Raw genomic sequence first — 25,272 nt, 5'->3', positions numbered from 1 at the left:
AGCGGGCACTGCGGGCACGGAGCAAATCACAACAGATCCGACGCGGTCATTCGCCTGTTCGAGGGAGGACCTTCGTCTCTACGGCGCCCCTCGTTGCCGAGCAGATCATCGGTGAACCGAAGGACGACAAGGGAGACGATCATGACGGTACGGCTCGGGATCAACGGCTTCGGCAGGATCGGGCGGGACATCCTCCGCTGCGTACTGGAGTCGCCGGAAAGCCCGATCGAAGTGGTGGCGGTCAACGACATCACCTCGCCCGAGATGCTGGCGCACCTCCTGGTCCACGATTCCACCTACGGCAAACTCCGCACACCTGTCGAGATCGTCGACGGCGAGGCTCTCCGCGTCGGCGACCAGCTCGTCCAGGTCACCGCGGAGGCCGATCCGGCCCGGCTGCCGTGGGGCGAGTACGGCGTCGATGTCGTCATCGAGTCCAGCGGCAAGTTCCGGACTCGTGAAGCCGCGGGCGCGCACCTGGCCGCCGGCGCCAGGAAGGTCGTGATCTCCGCGCCGGGCAAAGACGTCGACGCGACGATCGTGCTGGGCGTCAACGAAGGCGACTACGACGCCACCAACCATCACATCGTTTCCAACGCGTCGTGCACCACCAACTGTGTCGCGCCGATGGTCAAGGTTCTGCACTCGGCGTTCGGTATCCGGCGCGGCCTGCTCACCACCATCCACAGCTACACCGGCGATCAAGCCCTGCTGGACCGTCCGCACAAGGACCCGCGCCGGGCTCGGTCGGCGGCGGTCAACGTGGTGCCCACCAGCACCGGCGCCGCCAAAGCGATCGGACTGGTCCTACCAGAACTGGCGGGCAAACTCGACGGGGTCGCGGTGCGCGTGCCGGTCGAGGACGGCTCGCTGACCGACCTCACCGTCGAACTCGAGCGCCCGGTGACCGCCGAGCAGGTCAACCATGTGTTCGCCGAGGCCTCGGACGGTGCCCTCAAGGGGATTCTGCGCTATACGGAAGCGCCCGTGGTGTCGCGCGACATCATCGGCGACCCGGCCTCGTGCGTGTTCGACGCCCCGCTGACCAAGGCCGACTCGCATCTGGCGAAGGTCTTCGGTTGGTATGACAACGAATGGGGTTACGCGACTCGCACAGTGGAACTGGTCGAGCTGATCGCGCGAAGCTTGCCGCCGCGATGAAGCGGCTGGGTGTCGCCGGTGCCCTGGTGGGCGGGAACTATCGGGCCGGTGACGTGGAGATCGACGAGGACTCCGGCCGGGTCGCCGCCGTAGGGCTCTCCAGCCCCGGTCGTGGCCTGGCCATCCCCGGTTTGATCGATCTCCAGATCAATGGCTTCGCCGGAGTGGACTTCCTGACCGCGGACACCGGCGACCACGTGCGCGCCGGGATCGCGCTGGCCCGGACCGGCGTCGTGGCCTACCAGCCGACACTGATCACCGACCGGCCCGACCGGACCCTCGGAGCGATCGCCACCGCCGGCAAGGCTCAGGGTGTGCCCGGCGGGGCCCGTGTCCTCGGGGTCCATCTGGAAGGTCCGTTCCTGTCCCCGGAACGGCCTGGCACCCATCCCGTCGAATACCTGCGCGCTCCGGATCTCACGCTCGCACAGCGGCTGCTGGACGCCGGCCCGGTCACACAGTTGACCCTCGCTCCAGAACTCCCGGGCGCTGTGGAGCTGGTCGACCTGTGTGTGCGGTCCGGGGTACTCGTCTCCTGCGGACACAGCGACGCCACCGCCGCCGCGACACACGCCGCGATCGATCACGGCGCCCGGCTGATCACGCATCTTTTCGACGCGATGCGTCCGTTCACCCATCGCGACCCCGGTATCGTCGGTGCCGCTCTCACCCGCCGTGAAGTGACCATCGGCCTGATCGCCGACCCCAGCCACCTGGCTCCCGAGGCGATTCACCTGGCCTTCCAAGCGGCTGCGGACCGGATCATTCTGGTCACCGACGATCTCGCCGCCGGCGGTTGTCCGGACGGCCACTACCGCCTTGGAAGCGTCGACTTCGCAGTGTCCGACGGCGTCGCCCGCCGCGCCGACGGAACTCTGGTCGGTACGACCATCACTCTGCTCGATGCCGTCCGCCACGCCTGCGACGTCGGCATCGCCACCGAGGCGGCCGTCAACGCGGCGACCCGCACTCCGGCCAGGTTGTATCCAGGGGCCGACATCGGCCTGTTGCGGCCCGGCGACCGCGCTGATGTGCTGGTTCTCGATGAAGCCATGCGGCTCCTGAGCATCTTCCACCGGGGAATACCGGTCGATCATCAGGCGCCGGCGTCGAGCCGGACGAAGGAAAGGGGCCGATCCTCGTGAAGAAGTCCTGGTGGATCGCGTCGACGGCGGGGGCCGTGGTGCTCGTCTCAGCAGTGGTCCTGATCGTGCGAGAACTGTCCGGCCCGACGAGCGGGACCGACTCGGCCCCGGCTCCGTCGTCCAGCGAAGCCGCCGCGCCTGATCGCCGGGCGGTACTGGCCGTCAAGATCGACAACGTGGCGGCCGCTCGGCCGCAGACCGGGCTGAGTGCCGCGGACCTCGTGTACGTGGAACCTGTCGAGGGCGGACTGACCCGGCTGCTCGCGCTCTACCGGGGCCGCCCGCCGGCGGTGATCGGCCCGGTGCGCAGCGCACGGGCCACCGACCTCAGCCTGCTGGCCCAATTCGGACGACCCGCTCTCGCCTATTCCGGCGCCGCACCGGAGCTGCTGCCGACTCTGCGTTCGGCTTCACTGACGAGCGCTTCGCCCACGGAAATCCCGAACGCGTACTTCCGCGACGACTCCCGGCCGTCACCGCACAATCTCTACCTTCGCCCACGTCAGGTCCCCGACAGCGAGGTCGCGCCGGAAGGCACGTTTCCCGAGGCGGGCGCCGCACCGGAATCCGGCACGGCAGCCGCCACCGCGGCGATCCGCTATCCGGCGGCCGCCTTCACGTTCACCTGGTCCCAGGACATCGGCAGGTACCTGATCGGTCTGGACGGCTCGCCGCTGACCTCGGTGGACGGCGGCCAGGTCGGCGCGGCGACGATCGTCGAACAGCGGGTCGCCGTCCGGCTCGGCGAACGCGGGGAGACCGGAACGGTCCCCAACTCCCCTATCGCCCAGACGGTCGGCACCGGGCAGGCGACGATGTGGCGAGGCGGGCAGCGGTTCGCGGCTACCTGGGACCGTGCGACGGCAACGGCGCCGACCCGGTTCACGACCGCGTCCGGGCAGCCGCTTCCGGTGTCCGACGGTCCTTTGTGGATCCTGCTCGTTCCCGCGTGAACGACGCGGCGGTCAGCCCACCCGCAACACGGCCGCGCCGTTGACCCGGTCCTCCGCCAGATCCGTGAGCGCCCGGTCCGCCCCGTCCAGTGGGTACGGCACCGTGCTCACCTCGAGGTGGTGTGTCCCCGCGAACGCCAGGAACTCTCGCGCCTCGGCGCGCGTGTTCGCCGTGACGCTGCGTACCTGACGTTCCTGGAAGAGGTGCCGTTGATAGTTCAGTGACGGGATGTCGGAGAGATGGATCCCGGCGAGTGCCAGTGTCCCGCCTCGATCGAGAGCCTCGAGGGCGGGTGGAACCAGTTCTCCGGCGGGCGCGAACAGGATCGCCGAGTCCAGAGGCTCAGGCGGCGGCTCGGTAGCCGCGACGGCCGAGGCCGCTCCGAGAGCCAAAGCAAGCTTCCTGGCTTCCTCGCTGCGGGTCATCACGTGCACGGTGGCGCCACGGGCGATCGCCACCTGGGCGGTCAGGTGGGCACTTCCGCCGAACCCGTAGATCCCCAGCCGACCGCCCTCGGGTACTTGCGCCCGCTCCAGCGCGTGGTAGCCGATCAGCCCGGCGCACAACAAGGGCGCGAGCTCGTCGTCGGTGTACCCCTCGGGTAGCGGAAGAGCGTAAGCGGCCGGTACGACCGCGAATTCGGCGTACCCCCGTCTTCGTCCCAACCGGTGTAGCGCGACTCCGGACACAAGTTCTCCCGGCCGCGAAGGCAGTACCGGCACCGGCCACAAGTTTCACGTAACCAAGCGATTCCGACCCGGTCGCCCGTACTGAAGCCGGAGACCTCGTCCCCCACGGCGACCACCTCGCCGACGACCTCGTGTCCCGGAATCACCCCCACCCGGTGTACCGGCAGGTCACCCTCGGCGACGTGCAGATCGGTGCGGCAGACCCCGCACACCAGCACCCTGACCAGCACCTCCTCGGCGGCCGGTCGCGAGACCGGCACCTCCGCCCACTCAAGTGGGCTCGAAGCCATCGGCCCTGGCCGGGTGACCCGCCATGCGCGCATCTTCACGAACGGCCTCCTCCGTCGGAAAGTCCTCCGCTCAGGATCGTGCGCCTTTCGGCCGCGGGGAAGGACCGAAGGTCACTGCCACCCGGCGAGCCGAGGCCTCACCGTGGAAGCGGAAGGGAGAGGAAACCATGACCGTGCAGAAAGAAGATCAGCAAGTGACCGAATCCTCGGCGCCGAAGGAGCCACGCGAAGTGTTCACCGAGAAGGTGCAACGGCTCGTCCGCGAGGGCAACGTCCGGCGCATCGTCGTCAAGGACACCCAGGAGCGGGTGATCCTCGATGTACCCGTGAACGCCGGCATCGTCGCCGCGGTCCTCGCACCGGTCGCGACAGCGGCCGGCGCGATCACCGCGCTCGCGGGCCCGTGGTCCATCGCGGTCGAACGCCGCGGCGACCCGGCGGCGGAAGAGAAGCCGTCGTGAAACCTGTTCGATTCTGGGTCGGGCTGGTCTTGGTGGCCCTGGGCGTGCTGGGGATCCTCGACGCGACCGGCGTCCTCGAAACCGGCGGCTTGCTCGGCGCGTGGTGGCCGGCTTCCTTGGTCGGCCTCGGCATCGTCGCGATGCTGTCCCAGCGACGGGTGTCGATCGGACCGGCCGCCGTGACGGTGATCGGGCTCATCCTGCTCGCGGGCACTCTGGACCTGGCGGAAGGCGGCCTGTGGTGGCCGACCCTGCTGGCGGTGGCGGGATTCGCCGTGCTCGCCGGACTGCGCCGGGAGCACAGCACCAGGACACCGCTCGTGATGTTCGGTGGAGCGACCACCAGGGAACAGTCCCGCCACCTGCGGCACACCGACGTCTCGGCGATCTTCGGCGGTTCGACGCTCGACCTTCGTCAAGCCCACATCGACGAGGGAGCGACGGTGGACGCTTTCGCCTTGTTCGGCGGCGTCAAGGTGCTGGTACCGCGGGGCTGGCGGGTCTCGCTCGGCGGCCTGCCGTTCATGGGCGGCCTGGAGGACAAAACCGACGGTACCGGTGATCTCCCGGCGGACGCTCCTGTGCTCGCCGTGAACGCGACCGCGATCTTCGGAGGCGTCGAGGTCACGAACACACCTGAGAAATGACGAAGTGACTGCGCGGTGCCGTCGCGGCCCAGAGGTCGCGCCGGTACCGCGGCAGCCGAGCCTTCACGTGGTCGCGATCGGCTCGCGGCTCCGGCGGAACAGGGGGCTGGCGGTCGCGCCACCGGCGGCTTGGACCGCGGTCACGAACCGCCCCGAGAAGGTCCTGGAAGGCACGCGGTGCCGGGCTTGGCGTCGATCGGCAGCGCCTCGGTGCCTGGCCTCCAGCGCGTACCGCAGCCGCTTCGCTGCTTCCCGCGCACCGTGAACAGTGCGGTCATGGTCCGGGTGAGTGCGCACATGCAAGCGGAACGTACGGCACGACTACACCGATGCCGCCCCTATGCAGCCATCCACGACGGCGGCGAGCGACAGCGCGTCGACCATCACAGCGTCCGCCCCTCGGATCGAGATCGCGCACCGTCGGGTCCTTTGCCTCGCGCGAGATGAAGCCGCGGAACGGAAGCTCGAGGTTTGAAGAGGTGACCTTCGACTGCGACGCCCAGTTCGACAGGGCGACTTTTACCGAGGCGACCTTCACCCCACTGACGCCTCCGGCAACGACAACGATTCAGATCAGCCCAGGCTGAGCTCCGCCTGCTCTCGGGCGACAAGGTCGCAGTACCCGCAGGTTCCCGGCCCATGCGACGGCGAAATCGACCGCTTGCCAGGGCAACGCCGCTCGTGTGACGTCGAGGTCGGCCAGTAGGTCCCCGTACTCGTCCGGCGCCCGACGAGTACGGGGTCGGTCACGATCCCCAGGGCGCGGCTCGGATGTCATAGCCATTCGGCGGGCGGGTCGGATCACCGCGCGGCGCCGCGGTAGGTCGAACGGCACCGCCGGATAGGCCGTACGGACGCATGGACCGGCAGTTTCCACGCTTTCAGTCGCGTTGGCGACTGGGGTCACATAGTTTGCAACCGGCGCACTTGTCCGTCGACAAGTAACCGGGGAGAGCAGCTGGTCACCCCGGCGAATCGTGTTCGGCATCGCAGCGGCCGGGCTTGCCGCCTCGGCCGCGGGCGGCCAGGTGCTCCTCCTGACCGACACCACTCTCCTTGCCCAGTAAGGGATTCAGCATGCGCAAGTGGACGACCAGATTACTCGTGGCGGGCGTGCTCGCGACGACCGCCGCGACCGCCGTCATGGCGGTCAACACGGCCAGCGCGGCCGACGGTGTCTCAACCGCGGCTGCCGAGTCGACGTTCCCACTCGCCGACCCGGACACCGTCCAGGCGAAGGACGGCACATACGTCACTTACGGCACCACGGTCGGCGCCGGTGTCGGCGCCCGGTGCGGCGTGACCGGCAAACTGTTCGTGCCGGTGCTCGTGCACGGCTCCGGCAACACCGTCGGTGTGGGCACCTGCGCGTCGGCCGACGCACTGCCCAACGGGCCGGGTAGCTGGGCGGAGGGCAACATCTGGGCGCCCGGCGTCGTCCGCTTCGGCGACACCTACTTCATGTACTACACCGCGTCCAAGCGGGGCACCGGCCAGAAATGCCTCGGCCGCGCCGTCTCGGGCAGTGCACGCGGGCCGTTCACCAACCCCGTCGAGTGGGCGTGCCCGGGCAACGGCCGCTGGGCCATCGACGCGAACCCGTTCGTCTCGGGCAGCGCCATGTATGTCGCCTACCGGGACGACGCCATCACCTCGTACCCGGAGACCGGCATCTCGATCGTGCGCACCCAGTCCAACGGCATGGCGGACTGGGCTACCCGCCGGGACGCGTTGAAGAGCACCGACATCGGATGGGAGACCATCCGGATGAGCGGCGGCACACACGTGATCGAGAACCCGTCGATGTTCAAGTCCGCCGACGGTTACTGGTACCTGGCCTACTCCGGCAACAACTGGGACAGCGCACGGTACGCGACCGGCATCGCCAGGTGCGGCACCGGCCCGATCCCGTCGACGCGCTGCACACCACGGCAGAACGGGGCCGAGCGCCCGTACTTCGGGTACACCGGCGCCGGGGGCCTCAACCCCTACCGCGGCCTGCCCGGCAACCACCCCGGCCCAGGCGGGATGGACTTCTTCCAGGCGGCCAACGGCCAGTACCACGCGGTCTACCACTGGTGGAACGGCACCCGCCGGTTCCCGATCGTGGCGACTGTCCTCCGCAACGACGGCGGCTTCTACCTCAGTTAAGGCCCTGATCCGGGCGTTCACTGAAAGGGCTTTCACACACCCGGCTTGTCGTGAACGGCGGCCAAGGGCCGCTCCCGGGCAGGGGGTCGAGCAAAGTCGATCGCCTGCCCGGGAGCGGTTTCCTGTCGTGCGTTTGCGAGGTTTCCTTTGGCGGGGCCGCGAACTCGGCGTGCCGGGGGTCAGGTGACAGCGGCCGCCGTGGCGGCGCGTGGGCGGAGCAGGAACGCTCCGACGTAGAGCAGCGCGCCCAGAAGTGGGCCTGGGAGTCGCAGGGCCGCCGACCGATTCGCGGGCTTTGTCGTCCATGAGCGCACCTGGCAAGGTTGTGTTTCACGATCGAAGGAATCGAGCGTTCCGTCCGCCGATGAGCGTGACACCCGAGCCGAAGCCGCTCGGACCCACGACCGAGTTCGTCACCGTCGGCCGTGTCCTGGGCGCCGGCCCGTTCGCAGAGACAGGGTGCCCGAGAGACGTCGCCACATCGCCGTCCGGTGAACTCATCGTCGTCGCCGGCGACCTCGGGTGGGCGCAATGGCACGCCTGGGACGCAGGAGTCCGGTCGCCTTCCACCCGGACCTGCGTCTCGTGACCATCGGCACCGGCTCCTACGACGGCGGTTACGCCTTCGAAGGCGAGCTGCTGATTCTCGACGTGGTATCCGGTTTCGCAGGTCACCTGGTGCGACGAGCGCACCTTGGAGATCGCGCTCATGCCGCGTACAGACGAGGAAACAGACCGATCCGGCGCGACCAGGCAGACCGTTCTCACCGTGGAGCGCACCGACTGGGCTTCACTTCCGGCCGGAGCCATCGCAGTCGCGGACTCGGTCTCGACGCCGGCGCCACAAGAGACTCATCCCGACCCCGTCGGCATCGAAGCCCTTGTCGAGAGCATCTGCCGTGATCGCGGCGTCCACTGGACGAGCCGCCGCCAGGTTTGGGCAGTCCACGCACTCACCGACGGAAGCGCGCTCGCCGCGCTCGAATGCCGGCCCCCGATTCCATCGAAGCCGCGTGGTCCCTGCCCACTGAGGGCCTCGGCTGTCAATCAAAGTCGCTCCTGACGAGCGCACCACACTGATCAACGTCGAGCCGCTGATCCAGCCACTTCACGAGGCGCTTGACCATCAGGACTTCCCTCCGGTGGACGAGGCCGCCCGTCGCCAGGCCGACTTGCGCAGCAGCCGCAGCCCGTTGAGGCCGACGAGGACCGTGGACCCTTCATGCCCGGCCACGCCGAGTGGCAGGGGCAGATGGCCCACCAGATCCCAGACCACGAGCACCCCGATGAAGCCGGCGGCGATGATCAGGTTGGCGATGACGAGACGCCGGGCGCGACGGGCAAGACCGATCACGGCGGGGATGGCGGCGAGTTCGTCCCGGGTGACGACCGCGTCGGCGGTATCGAGCGCGAGGTCGGATCCTCCCCGGCCCATCGCGACGCCGGTGTGGGCCGCGGCCAGCGCGGGAGCGTCGTTGACGCCGTCACCGACCACCATCACCTTGGCGCCCCGCGCTTCCAGTTCGCGCACCGCGGCCACCTTGTCCTGGGGCAGCAGGCCCGCACGGACGTCGGTGATGCCGACCTCGCCGGCGAGGCGGGCGGCCGCGCGCCGGTTGTCACCCGTGAGCAGCACCGGCTCGGAACCGGTCAATTCCGTCAGCCGGTTCATCGTCGCGGCCGCCGCGGGACGCACCCGATCGGACAGTCCCAGTACACCCGCCGGGAGGCCGTCGACGAGGACGACGACGGCCGTGTTCCCGGCATCCTCCAGTTCGGCCACGGTGACGCGAGCCTGGTCGTGATCGTCGTCCAGCAGCCGCAGCGGACTGCCGACCTCGATCCCGCGGCCGTCCACGCGAGCCGACACGCCACGTCCCGGCGCCGAGGTGAAGTCCCCGGCCGGACGGAGCGCGATCCCGGCGTCGCGAGCGGCCGCCACGACAGCCCGGCCCAACGGGTGTTCGGAGGGATGTTCCGCGGCGGCGGCCAGTGCGAGCAGTTCGGTGCCGGTGATTCCGGTGCCGGGCAGGGCGCGGATCTCGGCCACTCGCGGCGTGCCTTCGGTGAGCGTGCCGGTCTTGTCGAAGGCTACACGGGTGATCGCGCCGAGCCGTTCGAGCACGACGGCGGATTTGACCAGCACGCCATGCCGCCCGGCGTTCGCGATCGCCGACAGCAGCGGAGGCATCGTCGCGAGCACCACCGCGCACGGCGACGCCACGATCATGAACGTCATCGCCCGCAGCAACGTCGGCTCGAACGCGGCACCGAACAGCAACGGGATCACGAACAGCGCCACCGTGGCGGCGACCATGCCGATCGAGTACCGCTGCTCGATCTTCTCGATGAACAACTGCGTGCGCGCCTTGGTGGCACTGGCCTCCGCGACCATCGCGACGATCCGCGCGATCACCGTGTCCTCGGCGGGCCGCGTGATCCGCACCCGCAGCACACCGGTGCCGTTGAGGGTGCCGGCGAACACCTCGTCCCCGGCCGTCTTGTCGACCGGCAGCGACTCACCGGTGATGCTCGCCTGATCGACGTCGCTGGAGCCCTCGACGACTTCCCCGTCACCACCGATCCGCTCACCCGGCCGTACGACGATCAGATCGCCCACCCGCAGCACGGCGGTGTCGACGATCTCCTCGCCCACGCCGGTGAGCCGGGCCGCCCGCTCGGGGGCGAGGTCGAGCAGGCCGCGAACCGAGTCCTCGGTGCGTTTGGTGGCGATCGCCTCCAACGCCCCGGAGATGGCGAAGATGACGATCAGCAGCCCGCCGTCGAAGACCTGGCCGATCGCCGCGGCACCGATCGCCGCGAGGACCATCAGCAGGTCCACGTCGAGCTTGCGTTCCCACAACGCCTGCAGGCCCGCCCAGCCCGGCTCCCAGCCACCGGTGACATAGCAGGTCAGATACAAGCCCCACCACAGCCAAGACGGCCCGTCGGCGACCTGGACCAGCGATCCCACCAGGAACAGGACCGTCGCGGCGGACGCCCACCGGACTTCCGGCAGCACCCACATCCCTGCCCACCGCCGCCGGGGCACGGTCTGATCGGCAAGGCTGGCGCGCTCACGCAGATCCGCAGTCACGCAGATAGCATATATACGCAGTCACGCAGATACGCAAGGAGCTGGGCAGCCAGGTATGCTCGCCGCATGCACACGTCGCTGCCGGACTTCGACATGCCCAACGAGGAGCAGGTGCACCTGGCCGCCGAGTCCTTCCGCCTGCTGGCCGACCCGACCCGGATCAAGGTCCTGTGGGCGCTACTGCAGGGCGAATCCTCGGTCGCCTGCCTCGCCGAACTCGCCGGCGCCGCCCCCACCGCGGTCAGTCAGCACTTGGCGAAACTCCGGCTCGCCGGCCTGGTCAAAGGCCGCCGCGAAGGCACCTTCGTCTATTACTCCGCCGCGAACGAGCACGTCGGCAGACTGCTCAAGCAGGCCCTCTTCCACGCCGACCACATCGACGCCGAGCCCCGAGCGGCCGCGCGTTGACCTGATCCGCGGAGCCAGGGATTCAGCGCTCAGTGGCTCAATCGTGGTCGGGGATCCCGTGAAGATGGTGGTCGGCCGCGTTCATGACCTCCGCCAAAAGACGCCGGACGTGCCCGCCACGAGCGCGGTAGAGGATCCGCCTGCCGTCCCGGCGCCGCGTGACCAGACCGGCCAGCTTGAGCTTGGCCAGATGCTGGGACACCGCCGGACGCGCGATGGCGACCGCGGCCGACAACGACGCGACGTCGTACTCCTCCCCACTGAGCAGCCACAGCATCCGCATCCGGGTCGGATCGGCCAGCATCCGCAACGACGTGGACGCGGCCTCGACCTGGTCATCTGGCGGCAGCCGGGTCCACTGGTCGCCTGATTCGTCATGTGCGTACATGAGCACCTATCATGGAAGGGGCTTCGAGCGAGCGGAGTGGTGGAGCGTGTCGTTGTTCGGCCATCGGGACTACCGGCATCTGTTCGGGGCACAGCTGGTCGCGCTGTTCGGCACTGGATTGACGACCGTAGCGCTCGGCCTGCTGGCCTACGACTTGGCGGGGGCCAGTGCCGGCGCGGTGCTGGGAACAGCGCTGGCGATCAAGATGATCACCTATGTCACGGTCGCGCCGCTCGCCGGGGCCTACGCCGACCGGGTGCCACGCCGCCTGCTCCTCGTTTGCCTGGACGCTGTCCGCGCGCTCGTCGTCCTCGCGCTGCCCTTCGTCGACCAGGTCTGGCAGATCTACGTCCTGATCGTGGTCCTGCAATCCGCGTCGGCGTCGTTCACCCCGACCTTCCAGGCCGTCCTCCCGGACATCCTGCCCCACGAACGCGACTACACGAAGGCGCTCTCGCTGTCGCAGCTGGCCTCGACGATGGAGAGCCTGCTCAGTCCCCTGCTCGCCGCCGCCGTGCTCAGCCTCGTGTCCTTCCACTGGTTGTTCACCGGCACCTCGATCGGGTTCGTCGCCTCCGCCGGGCTCGTGCTGAGCACCCGCATCCCCGACGCGACCCGCAGTAACCGCGGCGGAATCTGGGACCGCACCCTCGCCGGGATCAAGATCTTCACCGCGACCCCGCGCCTGCGTGGAGCACTCGGTCTCGACCTGGTGGTCGCCGCGGCCGGCTCGATCGTCATGGTCAACACGGTCAACTACGTCCAGGACACCCTCGGCCGCTCCCAAGCCGACGTCGCGCTTCTCCTGGCAGGCAACGGCATCGGCACCATCCTGGTCGCACTCCTGCTCCCCCGCGCCCTCGAGCGGATCCCCGAACGCACCGTCATGCTTTCCGGCGGCGGAACCCTCCTCACCGGAACGACCGGCGCCATCGCACTGTCCACCGCGGACTCCGGAAGCTGGCGCTGGGGAGCCGCGCTCACTGTCTGGGCGATCATCGGCCTCGGCACCGGACTGGTGCTCACTCCTGTCGGCCGGGTCCTGCGCAGGTCCAGCCACCTCAGCGACCGGCCCGCGATCTTCGCCGCCCAGTTCTCGCTGTCGCACGCCTGCTGGCTGCTCGCCTACCCCATCGCCGGCTGGCTCGCCACCACCGCCGGATTCACCACCACCTGGCTCGTCCTCGGCGCACTCGCACTACTCGGGTTCGCCGTCACGATCCGCTCGTGGCCACGCCGCGACCCCCTGCTTCTCGAACACACCCACCACGGGCCCATCGACCCCGCTCACCTCGCCGACGCCGTCCAGGCCGGCGACGGCACGTGGCGGCACAGCCACGAGTTCGTCATCGACCAGGACCACCGCCGCTGGCCGGCGGCCTCGTGAGCGGTAAGGACGGTTCTAGCCTTCTGGCCGCTGTTGATCCCGGCCCGGGTTTCTGGAGTTGGTGTCGCGAAAGCCACTTTCGGGACACCAGACGTCTCGAAAGTAGCTTTCGCGACACGGCCCAGCACCCAGCAGGACCCCGGCGGTACTTGAACCTCGGTACCGATCGGGTCGGGTCTCGTGACCGATCGGACGACACGCGTGGTCAGGCGGACGACACGCGTGATTGGACGGACGACACGACCGCGGCCGGCGAGCGCCACGAGTCGTCCGCCTGATCACGCGTGTCGTCCATCCGATCACGCGAAAGCGCCATCCGTGCACCTGCAGTAGGTACTCAAGACACGGTTGTCCCTAACCACTCACGAGGCCGCGGCGGTGGTGAGAGCGTCGCGCCTGCCCCTACCGGATTTGACGTCACAGGTCCTGCGACCGTGTCGCCGCTGCCTGAGGCGGCTCAGGTCATGGCGACCAGGGTCCGCCGCTTGCCCGTGAACGGCTCGCGTCCGTGCGCCATCAGCATGTTGTTGATCACCATGATGTCGCCCGGCTGCCACGGGAACGCGTAGCTGACCTCGTCGTACGTCGCCTTGATCGTGGCCAGGTCCGCCTGCGGGATCGGCGAGCCGTCGGCGAAGAAGGCGTTGCGGGGCAGGTCTTCCTCGGGGTACAGCTCCAGCAGCGCCTCGCTGACCTCCTCCCCCAGGCTCGAGACATGGAACAGGTTGGCCTGGTTGAACCACACCGTCGCGCCGGTGTGCGGTTCCGTGACGAACGACGGGCGCACGTGCCGGGTGCGCAGGCCCTCGTCGGTCCACTCGTACGTCTGCCCGTTGCCGGTGCAGTAGTCCGCCACCGCCTGGCGGTCGTCGGTCTGGAACGCCTCCTGCCAGGTCAGCCCGAGGCCTTCACGGAACGCCCGGGTGTAGGTGACGCCGCCCGCGAAGCGCTCCCGCAGGTCCTCCGGCAGCAGGCGGTACATCGCGCGGCTGTCGGCGATCGGCGTCGCGCCGCCGGTTTCGGCCGCGGTGTCGCACAGGAAGAACAGGCGGGCGGGCCAGTGCGCCGAGTACGAGTTCTCGTTGTGCATCGGGATCGACTCGGCGGGCGGGTACTCCGTCGAGGTGTAGATGTTGCCCGAGACCGCCGACCGCGGCGTCGACCGTTCCGTGTACGTCAGCAGCGAGCCGCCGACCTCCTCCGTGACCTGGTTGAACACCGCCAGGTCGGCAGGCATCCCGCGCAGCAGGATCGCGCCGTGCTCGCGCAGCCGGTCCTGCAGCGTTTCGCGGTGCGCGCGCACCCAGTCCAGTCCCGTGGCCGCGTACACGGTGATCTTCGTGTGTTCGTTGCCCTCGATGTGACCGAGGTTCGCCGCGAGTTCGGCGGTCATGACTCCTCCAGTTCGAATCGGATCAGCTTGGCGGCCTCGGCGTGCAGCGCGGCGAGGTCTTCGGTGTCGGCGAACCCCGCGGCGAGTACGTTCACCGCGTAGATCTCCTGGTCGTCGGTGAGCAGCTGGCCGGGGCGCACGATCGTGACGACCTCCAGGACCTCGGGCAGCTCGGCGACCTCGTCGGTGCCCTCGACGCGGATCAGCCGCCCGGTGCCCTCGGCGTAGAAGATCAGGTAGCCCACCGGCACCGGCAATCCCACACCCCGTGCGGGCGGTGGCGTGCCCAATGCCAGCGACACGGCTTCGGCGATGACATCGATACCGGTCGCGAGCTTCAGCAGCACCGGCTGGGCGCCGCCTGCCGGGCGGCCCGCGTTCACCTCGACGATCGTCGGGCCCAGCTCGGCGTCGTCGATCAGCTCCAGATGAGCGCAGGTGTTGTCCAGGCCCAGCGCGAGCGCGGCGGCCGTAGCAGCCGCGAACAGCCGTCCGGTGTCCTCTTCGGACAGTTCGAGCGGCGGGCAGACCATGCCCAGCTCGAACTTGCGCTCGTCGATCAGCGGCTTCTCCACCACGGCAACCGGTTCCGCGACGCCGTCGCGCACCAGGACGTCGACCGCGTACTCCGGACCACGCAGCAGGCCTTCCACGAGGAACACCTTCACCGGATCGATCGGCGACGGTCCACCCACGACGAGCCGGTGGTACCGGGCGTCCTCCGACAGTGGCAACCGCTCGGCCAGCAGCCGGTACGCCACCGCCAGTTCGTCCACAGTGGACACTGTGCGGACGAGATTGCTCGCGGCGCCGTTCACCGGCTTGATGATCGCCGGGAGCCCGACCGCCGCGGCCACCGACGCCGCCTCGGCGGCCGACGAGATCAGCGCGCAGCGCGGTCCCGGCAATCCGGCCGCGGCCAGCGCCTGCCGGACCGCGAACTTGTTGTGCGTCACGGTGAACACCGACGCCGGGCAGCGCGCCACCCCGAGCAGCTCGGCCGCACGGGCGACGCTCGCGATGATCCCCTCGGCGGCGGTCACCACCCCGGCCGGACTGGCGGTCCGCACCCGGATCGCCTCGGCGACGGCTTCGGCGTCACGGACGTCGTCGACGACGACCACGCCGTCCACCAGTTCCGCCACCTGTGCACGCTCGGCCGGTTCCAGGGGCTGGGTGACCAGCTCGGCCCGCAGGCCGGTCGCGTGCACAGCGGCCACGAAGTCGGCGATCCACTGCCCAGTGGTCTCCCCGACCACGAACGCGGTGTTCACACTTCCTCCAGTTCGAGCCGGACGAGCTTGCTCGCCTCCGCGTGCAGGTCGGCGAGGTCCTCGTGATCGGCGAACCCGGCCACGACGAGGTTGACCGCGTAGGTCTCCTGTTCGTCGGTGAGCACCTCCCCCGGCGAGACGGTGGTGACGACGTCGATCACCTCGGGCAGCTCGGCGATCTCGTCGAGACCGCCGATGCCGGTCAACCGGCCAGAACCGGCCGCGTAGAGGATCAGCATGCCCAGCGGGATGGGCAGTTTCGCGGGTTCCCGCACCGGCGGCGGAGCGCCCACCGCGAGCGCCGCCAGCTCGGCGAACACGTCGATGCCGGTGCGCAGCTTCGCCAGCAGCGGCATGATCGAGCCGGCGGGCCTGCCCGCGTTGACCTCGACGATCGTCGGTCCGCGGTCAGCGTCGTCGATCAGCTCGACGTGGGCACAGGTGTTGTCGAGCCCCAGCGCGCGGACGGCGGTGACCGCCGCGGTGGTCACCAGCTCGGCCCGGTCGGCGGTGAGCCCGGCGGGCGGGCACGACAGCGCCAGCTCGAACTTCCGCTCGTCGATCAGCGGCTTGTCGAGGATCTCGACCGGCTCGGCTACCCCGTCACGGACCAGCACGTCCACCGCGTACTCCGGGCCGGACAGCAATCCTTCGACGAGGAACGTCGCCGAAGGGTCCAGTGTCCCCAATGGACGGTGGTAGCGCGGATCCGCGGACTCGGGCAGGCGCGCGGCCAGCAGCTCGTACGCGGCCGCCAGTTCGTCCACAGTGGACACCGTGCGGATCAGATTGCTGCCCGCCCCGTTGACCGGTTTGACGATCGCCGGGAGCCCGACCGCGGAAGCGACCGATGCCGCCTCGGCGGCCGACGAGATCAGGGCGTGCGCGGGCCCGGGCAGCCCGGCCGCGGCGAGCGCCTCCCGGACCGCGAACTTGTTCGCGCACAAGGCGAACACCGACGCCGGGCAGCGCGCCACCCCGAGCAGCTCCGCGGCGCGGGCGGTGCTCGCGATGGCGCCGTCCGAGCCGGTGAAGATACCGGCCAACGCGCCGCCGTCGATCTCCCGGACCTTCGCCGCGACGGCTTCCGGATCGTGGACGTCGTCGAGCGCGACGACGTCGTCCACCACGCCGGTCAACGCGGCCCGCTCGGCCGCGTCCATCGGCGGGGCGAGCAGTACCACGCGGTGCCCGGCCGCCCGCATCGACGGCGCGACCTCGCCGACCCAGTGTCCGCGGGCCTCCCTGACCAGCACTGCCGTACTCATGCGGCTTCCTTCCCGGCGAGCTTGCGCTCCCGTTCCTGCGCCCCCACCAGATCGTCGGGCAGCGAATCGGGCACCTCGGTGTCGAAGCGGCGCAGGCGCCGCAGCGAGAACCCGCCCACGTTGATCAGCAGCAGGATCAGCGCGAAGACGACATAGGCGAGCCCGATGCCCCGGGTCTCGCCGGTGCCGAGCACGGCGCCGACCGACCCGGTCAGCGCGCCGCCCGGTGCCAGCAGCGGCGAGAACCAGCCGACGGCCAGCGGCGCCAGCACGGCGAACCCGATCGGCAGCGTGGACCAGGTGATCGTCTGGTTGATCGCGAACACCCGGCCGTGGAACCGCTGCGGCACCTTCACCTGCACCAGCGTCGCGTAGATGCCCTGCGACACGGACATCGCGGCGGCCAGGAGGAACACCCCGGCCGCGACGACGATCAGCGACGGCCGCAGGCCCATCACCAGGCTGCCGAGCGCGATCCCGATGTTGCCGACGAGCACGCCGACCATCCGGCGGTGCCGTGGGCCGCCCCACAAGGCCATCCCGATCCCACCCGCCACCGCGCCGATGGCCTCGGCCAGCGCCACCTGTGCGACGTCGGTGACCGAGCCGAACGACAGCACGAGCGGCGAGACCAGCACCAGCGCGGGGGCGAGGAAGACGTTCGCCAGCGCGAAGTACAGCAGCATCGTGCGGAAACCGCGGTGGTTCCACGAGTACCGCAGCCCGCCTGCGATCGCCGTCAGCAGCGGTTCGCGCGGGCGCCAGCCCATCATGTCCGGGAACCGCACCAACAGCAGGCCCACGATCGCGAACGCGTAGCTCGCCATGTCCAGGATCAGGATGCCGGACAACTGAATCGTCGCCAGCAGCCCGGCCGCGAGCACCGGCATCAGCAACTGGGCGAAACCGGTGGACAGCTGCGCGAGGCCCATCGCGTGCCCGAGGTACTGCTTCGGCACCAGCTGGGCCACCGACGACTGATAGGCGATGCGCTGGAACGAAGCGGCCACCGATCCGAGCGGGATCAGCACGTAGAACAGCCACAGCTGGACATGCCCGGTGATCAGCAGCAACGCCAGTATCAGCTGGATCCCGCCGGCGATGCCGCTGGCCGCGATCATGATCCGCCGCCGGTCGCCGCGGTCGACCAGTGCGCCGGCCACCGGCAGGACGAGCACGCCGAACAGCAGCGCGAGCGCCCACAGCAGGCCGAGGTCGGCCACCGAGCCCGTGCGCGTGTAGAGCCAGATCGGCACCGCGAAGGACGTCAGCGCCGAACCGGTCGAGGACACCAGTTGCCCGACCGTGATGGTGACGAACCGGGCCATGCTCGGCCGCACCGCGGGTTTCTCGTCCACGTCCGCCCGGTGGGTCTCGTGCACCGCCCAGGCCGCGTCTTCGCCGCGGACCCGGACGTCGAGTTCGCCGGGGTCGTCCAGCGCCGGATGCACGCGCGTGACGATCTCCGCGAGTTCTTCGGCCCGGTAACGCAGGAAGAAGTGCCCGGCCTGGTCGAGCACCACGAGCGCGGTGGTGTCGGTGAGGAATTCCCATTCCCGGTACCGCTCGGCGTAGTAGTCGGTGACCGGATCCTCGGAGCCGACCACCGACACGATCGGCGCGCGCAGCTTGGCCACGCGGGCGTCGAGCAGGCCGCTGAAGTACTCCTCGGCGGCGCGGCTGTCGGCGCGCATGTTCGTGATGATCCGATCGGCCTGCGCCGGGTCGAGGTCGTCGGTGTCGACGCCCATGCCCTTGAGCCAGTTCGAGTAGTACCGGTTGCTGCGCAACTTCTCCAGCCGGGTGCGGAGCGTGCCCACCGCGCCCTTCATCCGGGCGAACGGGAAGATCGCGCCGATGTAGACGACCTCCAGCTCGCGGCCGCGCTCTTCGAGCAGCCGGGCGACGGCGACGGCGAGTGCGTTGCCGACACCGCAGTGGCCGTAGATGGCCAGCGGGCCGTCGACGCGGTCGAGGATCTCGTCGGCCAGCCGCTCGACCAGGTCGTCGAAGGGCAGGGCCTCTTCGGACAGTCCGACGTCGTGGCCGGGGATGGCGACCGAGTAGAGCGAGTAGCCCTCCGGGAGCGCGTCGGCCAAGGGCTGGTAGACGATCGCGCTGCCGCCGCCGTAGGGGAAGCAGACGTAGGTCAGCGTCCGCTGCTTCGCCGGCTTGGTCAGCTCGTACAGCAGATGCCGCGGCCGGTCGGTGGCGTCATCGTCCATGAAGGACGCCAGCTCGCGGATCGTGCGGTGCTGGAACAGGTCCATGACGCCGACCTGGCCCGCGCCAGCCTTGCCGATCCGCGCCACCACCTGGGTGGCCAGCATCGAGTGGCCGCCGAGGTCGAAGAAGTCGTCGTCGACGCCCAGCTCGTCCACCTTGAGCACGTCGCGCCAGATTTCGGCGAGCAGGGTCTCGACCGGGGTCGACGGCGCGACCAGTTCCTTGGTCGCGTCCCGGGACGCGACCGGCGCGGGCAATGCCTTGCGGTCGAGTTTGCCGTTCGGGGTGAGCGGCAGCTCGTCGAGCGCGACGAACGACGGCGGGACCATGTAGTCCGGAAGGCTCTGCTTGAGCGCCGTCCGCAGCGTGCCGGGCTCGGCGTCGCCGACGACGTACCCGACCAGCCGCTTGTCCCCCGGCGTGTCCTCGCGGACGATCACGGCGGCGTCGCGCACTCCCGGCTGGGCGCGCAGGGCCGTCTCGATCTCCCCCAGTTCGATGCGGAGGCCGCGCAGTTTGACCTGGTGGTCGATCCGGCCGAGGAACGCGATCGTCCCGTCCGGGCGCCAGTGCGCGAGGTCGCCGGTGCGGTACATCCGTCCACTGTGGAACGGATCGTCCACGAACCGCTCGGCCGTCAGCTCCGGGCGATTGTGGTACCCGAGGGCGAGACCGACACCGGCGATGTGCAGCTCGCCGGGTACGCCGACCGGGCAGGGCCGCCCGGCACGGTCGAGGACGTAGATCCGGATGTTCTGGATCGGCGCTCCGATCGGCACCGACGCGACGTCGGCGAGCGCGGCGGGCGTGCAGTGCCAGGCGGTGACGTCGATGGCGGCTTCGGTCGGGCCGTAGAGATTGTGCAGCTCGCAGTCCGGCAGCCGCCGGGTGAACTCGCGGGCCGCGTCGAGCGGCAGCTCCTCGCCGCTGCACACGACCCGCCGCAGCGCCGTGCAGGCCTCGACGCCTTGTTCGGCCAGGAAAAGCGTGAGCATCGACGGCACGAAGTGCGCGGTGGTGATGCTCTCGGACGCGAGCAGCTCACGCAGGTACGCGGCGTCCTTGTGGCCGCCGGGTTCGGCGAGCACGAGCCGCGCACCGGTGATCAGCGGCCAGAAGAACTCCCAGACCGACACGTCGAAACCGGCCGGGGTCTTCTGCAGTACCGAATCGATGCCGTCGAGGCGGTACGCGCGCTGCATCCAGTCGAGCCGGTTGACGATGCCGCGGTGACCGTTGGGGACGCCTTTCGGCTGACCGACCGAGCCCGAGGTGTAGATGACGTACGCCGGGTCTTCGGGTCCGGCGAGCGGCTCGGGCGGGGTTCCCGGTTGCCCGGCCGTCTCGGCGAGGTCGTCCAGCACGACGACGGTCGCGTCCCCCGGCGGCAGCGTTTCGCGCAACGCAGCCTGCGTCAGCACGACGGGCGCGGCCGCGTCCCGCAGCATGAACGCCAGCCGGTCGGCCGGGTACTCCGGGTCGAGCGGGACGTACGCGCCACCGGCTTTCAGCACGCCGAGGAGCGCGACGACCAGCTCGAACGACCGCTCCGCGAACACACCGGTGAGCACGCCCGGCCCGACGCCGAGGCCGCGCAGCCGGTGCGCGAGCCGGTTGGCCCGCTCGTCCAGCTCGCGGTAGGTCAGCGACGTTCCACGGAAGGTCACCGCGGGCGCGTCCGGGGTCCGGGCGGCCTGCTCCTCGACGAGGGCGTGCAGCGTGGTCTGCGGGAACTCGGCCGTCGTGTCGTTCCAACGCTCCAGGACGAGTTCGCGCTGCGCGGAGTCGAGAATGTCCACTTCGGACAGGCGCCGGTCCGGGTCGGCGACGATCGAGCGCAGCAGCGTGACCAGCCGCCCGGCCATCCCGTCGACCGTTTCCGGGGTGAACAGCGCGGTGTTGTAGACGAGCTTGCCGATCAGCCCGCGTTCGACCTCGATCGCGTGGAACTCGAAGTCGAACCGGGTCGCGGGCAGGTCCATCGGCAGCCAGCGGAAGTCCACTTCGGACTCGCCGGCCGCGCCCATCCGGCCCATCTCGTAGTTCTGCAGCACGAACATCGCCTGGAACACCGGCGAGCGGCTGACGTCGCGGGGCACGCCGAGCGCGTTCACCAGCCGTTCGAACGGGACGTCGGCGTGGTCGAACGCGTCCAGCACGTGCCGCCGGGTGCGTTCGAGCAGTTCGGCGAACGACGGGTCGCCCGCCAGCTGGGCACGCAGGGGCAGCATGTTGATGAACATGCCCGCCACGCCCTCCAGCTCGGGCAGGCCGCGTCCGGCCGACGACGAGCCGATCGCGAAGTCCTCCTGGCCCGAGTACCGCGAAAGCAGCACCTGGTAGGCGGCCAGCAGGGTCATGAAGAGCGTGACGCCGTGCTCACGGCTCAGCTCGCCGAGCGCGCGGGCGAGGTCGCGCTCGACGAAGAACTCGTGGATCGCGCCGTCGAAGCTCTGCTTGGCGGGCCGGGGCCGATCGGTGGGCAACTCCAGCGGCTCGACCCCGGCGAGCTGTGCCTTCCAGTGCTCCAGTTGCCGGTCGAGTTCGCCGCCGGTGAGCGTGCGGCGCTGCCAGTGCGCGAAGTCGCCGTACCCGATGCTCAGCGCGGGCAGCTCGGCCGTGCCGCCGGTGCTCAGGGCGTGGTACTGCGCGGCGAGGTCACGCAGCAGCAGGTCGACCGACCAGCCGTCGCCCACGATGTGGTGCGTGCACAGGACCAGCAGGTGTTCCTCGTCGGACACCCGGGCCAGCGTCGCCCGCAGCAGCGGCCCCGTGGCCAGGTCGAACGTCTCGGCCGCGGCGGCGTCGACGGCGGCGCGGGCGGCTTCCTCAGTTCCCGCATCCACTATGGACAAATCAACCGAGACCGAAGGTTCGATGTGGACGGTCGGCTGTCCGTCGTCGCCCTCCGGGAAACGCATCCGCAGCGCCTCGTGCCGCGTCGGCAGGGTGTCCAAAGCGGACTGGAGTGCGGCGACGTCGAGCCTGCCGGTCAGCCGGATCGGCACCGGGATGTGGTACGACCCGGTGCCCGGCGCGAACTGCTCCATGAACCAGACGCGTTCCTGCTGATACGACAGCGGGACGACGGCGTCACCAGGGCGCGGCGTGATGGTCGCGGCCGGTTCCGCTCGCCGCCGAAGCCGCCGTTCGAGCAGGGCGCGGCGCGCGGCCGCGCTGGTTTCGTCGATCGCGGTCATGAGTTCTCACCTTCGGCCAGCTGGCGCTGGACCTCCTCGTCGCTGAGCTGGTCGAGGTCTTCCTCGAGCCGCCGCTCGATCTCGGCGGCGAGCCCGGCGACGGTGGTGAGGGTGAACAGTCCCCGCACCGGGATGTCGACCTCGATCTGCTTGCGCAGCCGGGCCATCGCGCGGATCGCCAGCAGCGAATTACCGCCACGGGCGAAGAAATCGTCGTGCGCGCCGAGGTCGTCGATGCCGAGCAGCTCCCCGAGCACCTCGGCGACGAGCTCTTCGGCCGCGGTCCGGGGCGCGACGTACGCCGGCGCCTCGCCGGGTTCGGGATCCGGCAACGCGGCCCGGTCGAGCTTGCCGCTGGCCGCCATCGGTAGCACGTCGAGCGTCACGAACCGGGTCGGCACCAGGTACTCCGGCAACGTCTTCCGCAGGGCATCGGCAGCTCCCTCGGCGCTGCCGACGACATATCCGACGAGCGTGTCACCGCGAACCGCCACGGCCGCGTCCCGCACCTCCGGCAGCTCGCGCAGTGCGGCCTCGACCTCGCCGGGCTCGATGCGGTAGCCGCGCAGTTTCACCTGCTCGTCGACGCGGCCGAGGTAGTCGAGCGTGCCGTCGCGGCGCCAGCGGACGAGGTCGCCCGTCGCGTACATCCGGCCTGACAGGCCCTCGATGAACTTCTCCGCGGTCAGATCCGACAGCCCGAGGTAGCCGCGGGCGAGCTGCGACCCGGCGATGTACAGCTCGCCCGGGACGCCCGGCGGCACCGGCTGCCGCCGCTCGTCGAGGACGTACACACGGGTACCGGGCACCGGGCGGCCGATCGGGACGGGTCCGGACGGCAGCTCATCCCCGGGTTCGATCCGGTGCACGACGCAGCCGACCGTGGCCTCGGTCGGGCCGTATTCGTTGACGACGAGCGTGCCCGGGTGGCGCTCCCGCCACGGCTGGACGGCTTCGGCGGTCAGCGCTTCGCCACCGAGCACCAGCTCCCCCGTCGGGAACAGCTCCTCGGCGAGGATGGCGAGGTGCGTCGGGGTCGCCTTGACGAACGTCGGGCGACCGCCGTCGACGACCGCGCCACCGGCGGTGAGGGTGCCGAGCAGCGTCGTCACGGTGAGGTCGAACGACGGCGACGTGTGCAGCAACGCCCGTCCGGCCAGTCCGGGGTACGCCTCCCGCGCCCACGCCAGGTACGTGTCGACGGCCCGATGCTCGACCTCGACGCCCTTGGGCCGCCCGGTCGAGCCCGACGTGTAGATCACATAGGCGACGTCGCCCGGCCCGGCCGCCGGTTCCGGGTCTTCGGTGGCCGCGGCGGACCATTCGGCCGGGTCGTCCAGTGCTAGCGTCTTGGTGTCCAGTGTGGACTCCCCGGTGACCAGCACGAACGGGACGCCCGCGTCGGCGAGGATCAGCGCCTGCCGGGGAGCCGGGTCGAGCGGGACGTAGGCCGCGCCGCTCTTCAGCACCCCGAGCACGCCGGTCAGCAGGTCCGCCGAGTTCGGCACGCATACGCCGACGACGGTGCCGGGACCGGCGCCCAGTTCACGCAGCCGGTGCGCGACGCGGTTGGCTCGCGTGTTCAGCTCGGCGTACGTCAGGCGAACTCCGCCGAAGTCGACTGCGGGCGCGTCCGGGGTCCGCCGCACCTGGGCCTCGAACCTGACGGGAATCGTGTCCGAAGTGGACAGTTCGGACACGGTGTTCCATCCGGTCAGGACCAGCTCGCGTTCGGCGTCCGACAGCAGCGGTAGATCCGCGACCGACCGAGCCGGATCGGCGACCGCCGCGGTCAGCAGCCGCACGTACCGCTCGGCGATGGCTTCGGCGGTCTCGCGGTCGAACAGGTCGGTGCGGTAGACGAGCCTGCCGTCCACGGCGGTCAGGTCGATCGCGATGTCGTCCTTCGCGGTGGCCGAGCGGATCGGCTCCAGCCCCGAGTCCGGCAGGAAGTTGAACCCGAGCTGATACAGCGCCTGCACGCCGGGATCGCGCTCGGCCCCGACCGCCTCGGCGACCGCCTGGAACGGCACCTGGCTGTGGTCGATCGCCTCCAGCAGCGTGGTCCGGACCCGGCCCACCAGCTCGGTGAACGCGGGCGCGCCCGAGCAGTCGACTCGCACGGCCATCTGGTTGACGAACATGCCGATCAGGTCGGCCAGCTCGGGAAGGTCACGGCCGGCGACCGGGACGCCGACGACGATATCGTCCACTCTGGACAGTCGTGACAGAAGCGCCGAGTAGCCGGCCAGCAGCACCATGAACGGCGACGCCGACAGCTCCCGGCCCAGCTCACCGACCCGGTCGATCAGTCCGTCCGGCAGGGTGAAGTGCACCTGGTCACCGGCGAACGTCAGCTCCGCAGGCCGCGGCCGGTCGGTGGGCAGGCCGTGCACCGGCGGCAGCCCGGCGAGCTGCTTCCGCCAATAGTCCAGCTGTTCGCTGGACGTTTCGAGCTGCCCTCGCTGCCAGGCCGAGTAGTCCGGGTACTGGATGGCCAGCTCGGGCAGCTTCGGCTCGCGGCCCTCGAACACGGCGTCGCACGCCTCGCCCAGCTCGGCCCCCAGCACCAGCACCGAGCCGGCGTCGAACACGGTGTGGTGCACGACGAACGTGAGCACCCACTCGGCGTCGGCCATGCGGCACACCTGGGCCCGCCACGGCGGCGGCGAGTCCAGCGAGATGGCCTCGCGCGACACACCACCGACGAGTTCGGCGAGCCGTCCTTCGCGGGCGTCGGCGGGCAGGTCCCGCAGGTCGTGCACCTCGGGCTCGATCGGCACCTCGGCGTGCACCACCTGCATGAGCGCGCCGCCCTCCATGCGGAACGACGTGCGCAGCGCCTCGTGCCGCCCGACGATGACGCCGAGCGCGGCGCGCCACTGCTCCGCGGTCAGCGGACGGTCGAGCCGGGCTTGACAGTGCAGGTTGTACACCGGGGACGCCGGGTCGAGCTGGCCGGACAGCCAGATCCGCTCCTGCCCGAACGAGGCCGGGAACGTCCATTCCTTCGTGTCGCTCATGATTTCCTGTTCTCAGTGTCTGTTGGTGAACCCGCCGGTCCGCGATCGAACCTCTGGCGCGTTCCGAACCGGCCGGCGGGGCGGCCGAAGTGTCCACAAGGGACGCTTTC

General features: G+C 70.1%; 16 protein-coding genes and 1 pseudogene. 9 read left to right on the top strand and 8 right to left on the bottom strand.

What is annotated here, in order from left to right:
* Positions 1–141: 141 nt before the first annotated feature.
* Genes gap through LCL61_RS21315 form a run of 3 tightly spaced genes read left to right on the top strand, consistent with a single transcriptional unit; the run spans position 142 to position 3,259 of the window.
* The gene (gap, locus tag LCL61_RS21325) at positions 142–1,161 is read left to right on the top strand and encodes a type I glyceraldehyde-3-phosphate dehydrogenase (protein ID WP_340681315.1); all 1,020 of its coding nucleotides are present in this window, start codon (positions 142–144) and stop codon (positions 1,159–1,161) included.
* Positions 1,158–2,306, top strand: coding sequence for an N-acetylglucosamine-6-phosphate deacetylase (gene nagA, locus LCL61_RS21320; protein WP_340681314.1), 1,149 nt, complete (start codon positions 1,158–1,160; stop codon positions 2,304–2,306). Before gap ends, nagA begins: the two co-directional genes overlap by 4 nt.
* Positions 2,303–3,259 (top strand): DUF3048 domain-containing protein, encoded by a 957-nt coding sequence (locus tag LCL61_RS21315; RefSeq protein WP_340681313.1) that lies wholly within the window; start codon positions 2,303–2,305, stop codon positions 3,257–3,259. Before nagA ends, LCL61_RS21315 begins: the two co-directional genes overlap by 4 nt.
* A 12-nt stretch (positions 3,260–3,271) precedes the next feature.
* On the opposite strand, the pseudogene LCL61_RS21310 reads toward LCL61_RS21315, so the two are convergent.
* Positions 3,272–4,272: pseudogene (locus LCL61_RS21310) on the bottom strand (zinc-binding alcohol dehydrogenase family protein).
* A 134-nt stretch (positions 4,273–4,406) separates the two neighbouring features.
* On the opposite strand from LCL61_RS21310, the gene LCL61_RS21305 reads away from it, so the two are divergent.
* From LCL61_RS21305 to LCL61_RS21290, 4 genes are all read left to right on the top strand, one after another.
* A complete protein-coding gene (locus LCL61_RS21305) occupies positions 4,407–4,700 on the top strand; it encodes a DUF4342 domain-containing protein (protein WP_340681312.1) in 294 nt (97 codons plus the stop codon).
* Positions 4,697–5,347, top strand: coding sequence for a LiaF transmembrane domain-containing protein (locus tag LCL61_RS21300; RefSeq protein ID WP_340681311.1), 651 nt, complete (start codon positions 4,697–4,699; stop codon positions 5,345–5,347). Before LCL61_RS21305 ends, LCL61_RS21300 begins: the two co-directional genes overlap by 4 nt.
* A 1,077-nt stretch (positions 5,348–6,424) precedes the next feature.
* Complete coding sequence (locus LCL61_RS21295) at positions 6,425–7,498, top strand: family 43 glycosylhydrolase (RefSeq protein ID WP_340681310.1); 1,074 nt, start codon at positions 6,425–6,427, stop codon at positions 7,496–7,498.
* A gap of 364 nt (positions 7,499–7,862) precedes the next feature.
* Complete coding sequence (locus tag LCL61_RS21290; RefSeq protein WP_340681309.1) at positions 7,863–8,087, top strand: hypothetical protein; 225 nt, start codon at positions 7,863–7,865, stop codon at positions 8,085–8,087.
* Between the two features lie 537 nt (positions 8,088–8,624).
* On the opposite strand, the gene LCL61_RS21285 is transcribed toward LCL61_RS21290, so the two are convergent.
* Positions 8,625–10,526: a heavy metal translocating P-type ATPase gene (locus tag LCL61_RS21285; RefSeq protein WP_340688644.1), complete on the bottom strand. Its 1,902-nt coding sequence runs from the start codon at positions 10,524–10,526 to the stop codon at positions 8,625–8,627.
* A 135-nt stretch (positions 10,527–10,661) separates the two neighbouring features.
* On the opposite strand from LCL61_RS21285, the gene LCL61_RS21280 reads away from it, so the two are divergent.
* Positions 10,662–11,003, top strand: coding sequence for an ArsR/SmtB family transcription factor (locus LCL61_RS21280; protein WP_340681308.1), 342 nt, complete (start codon positions 10,662–10,664; stop codon positions 11,001–11,003).
* A gap of 37 nt (positions 11,004–11,040) precedes the next feature.
* Here LCL61_RS21280 and LCL61_RS21275 read toward each other — a convergent pair whose 3' ends face one another.
* A complete protein-coding gene (locus tag LCL61_RS21275) occupies positions 11,041–11,391 on the bottom strand; it encodes a metalloregulator ArsR/SmtB family transcription factor (protein WP_340681307.1) in 351 nt (116 codons plus the stop codon).
* Here LCL61_RS21275 and LCL61_RS21270 point away from each other — a divergent pair.
* On the top strand, positions 11,390–12,778 hold the full coding sequence (locus LCL61_RS21270) for an MFS transporter (protein ID WP_340681306.1): 1,389 nt from the start codon (positions 11,390–11,392) through the stop codon (positions 12,776–12,778). The two genes, LCL61_RS21275 and LCL61_RS21270, sit on opposite strands and share 2 nt — an antisense overlap.
* 457 nt (positions 12,779–13,235) lie before the next feature.
* Here LCL61_RS21270 and LCL61_RS21265 read toward each other — a convergent pair whose 3' ends face one another.
* From LCL61_RS21265 to LCL61_RS21245, 5 genes are read right to left on the bottom strand one after another with little or no spacing between them, the layout of a single operon-like run.
* Positions 13,236–14,171, bottom strand: coding sequence for a TauD/TfdA family dioxygenase (locus LCL61_RS21265; RefSeq protein WP_340681305.1), 936 nt, complete (start codon positions 14,169–14,171; stop codon positions 13,236–13,238).
* Positions 14,168–15,445, bottom strand: coding sequence for an ATP-grasp domain-containing protein (locus LCL61_RS21260; RefSeq protein WP_340681304.1), 1,278 nt, complete (start codon positions 15,443–15,445; stop codon positions 14,168–14,170). The genes LCL61_RS21265 and LCL61_RS21260 overlap by 4 nt, the downstream gene beginning before the upstream one ends.
* Positions 15,442–16,713, bottom strand: a complete 1,272-nt coding sequence (locus LCL61_RS21255) for an ATP-grasp domain-containing protein (RefSeq protein WP_340681303.1) — start codon at positions 16,711–16,713, stop codon at positions 15,442–15,444. Before LCL61_RS21255 ends, LCL61_RS21260 begins: the two co-directional genes overlap by 4 nt.
* Complete coding sequence (locus LCL61_RS21250; RefSeq protein WP_340681302.1) at positions 16,710–22,139, bottom strand: amino acid adenylation domain-containing protein; 5,430 nt, start codon at positions 22,137–22,139, stop codon at positions 16,710–16,712. Before LCL61_RS21250 ends, LCL61_RS21255 begins: the two co-directional genes overlap by 4 nt.
* A complete protein-coding gene (locus LCL61_RS21245) occupies positions 22,136–25,162 on the bottom strand; it encodes an amino acid adenylation domain-containing protein (protein WP_340681301.1) in 3,027 nt (1,008 codons plus the stop codon). Before LCL61_RS21245 ends, LCL61_RS21250 begins: the two co-directional genes overlap by 4 nt.
* Positions 25,163–25,272: the final 110 nt, after the last annotated feature.

It is taken from the genome of Amycolatopsis coloradensis, from assembly GCF_037997115.1.
Classification (GTDB): Bacteria; Actinomycetota; Actinomycetes; order Mycobacteriales; family Pseudonocardiaceae; genus Amycolatopsis; species Amycolatopsis coloradensis_A.
The sequence above is the reverse complement of the archived record's forward strand: the minus strand, read 5'-3'. Positions and strand labels throughout refer to the sequence as shown.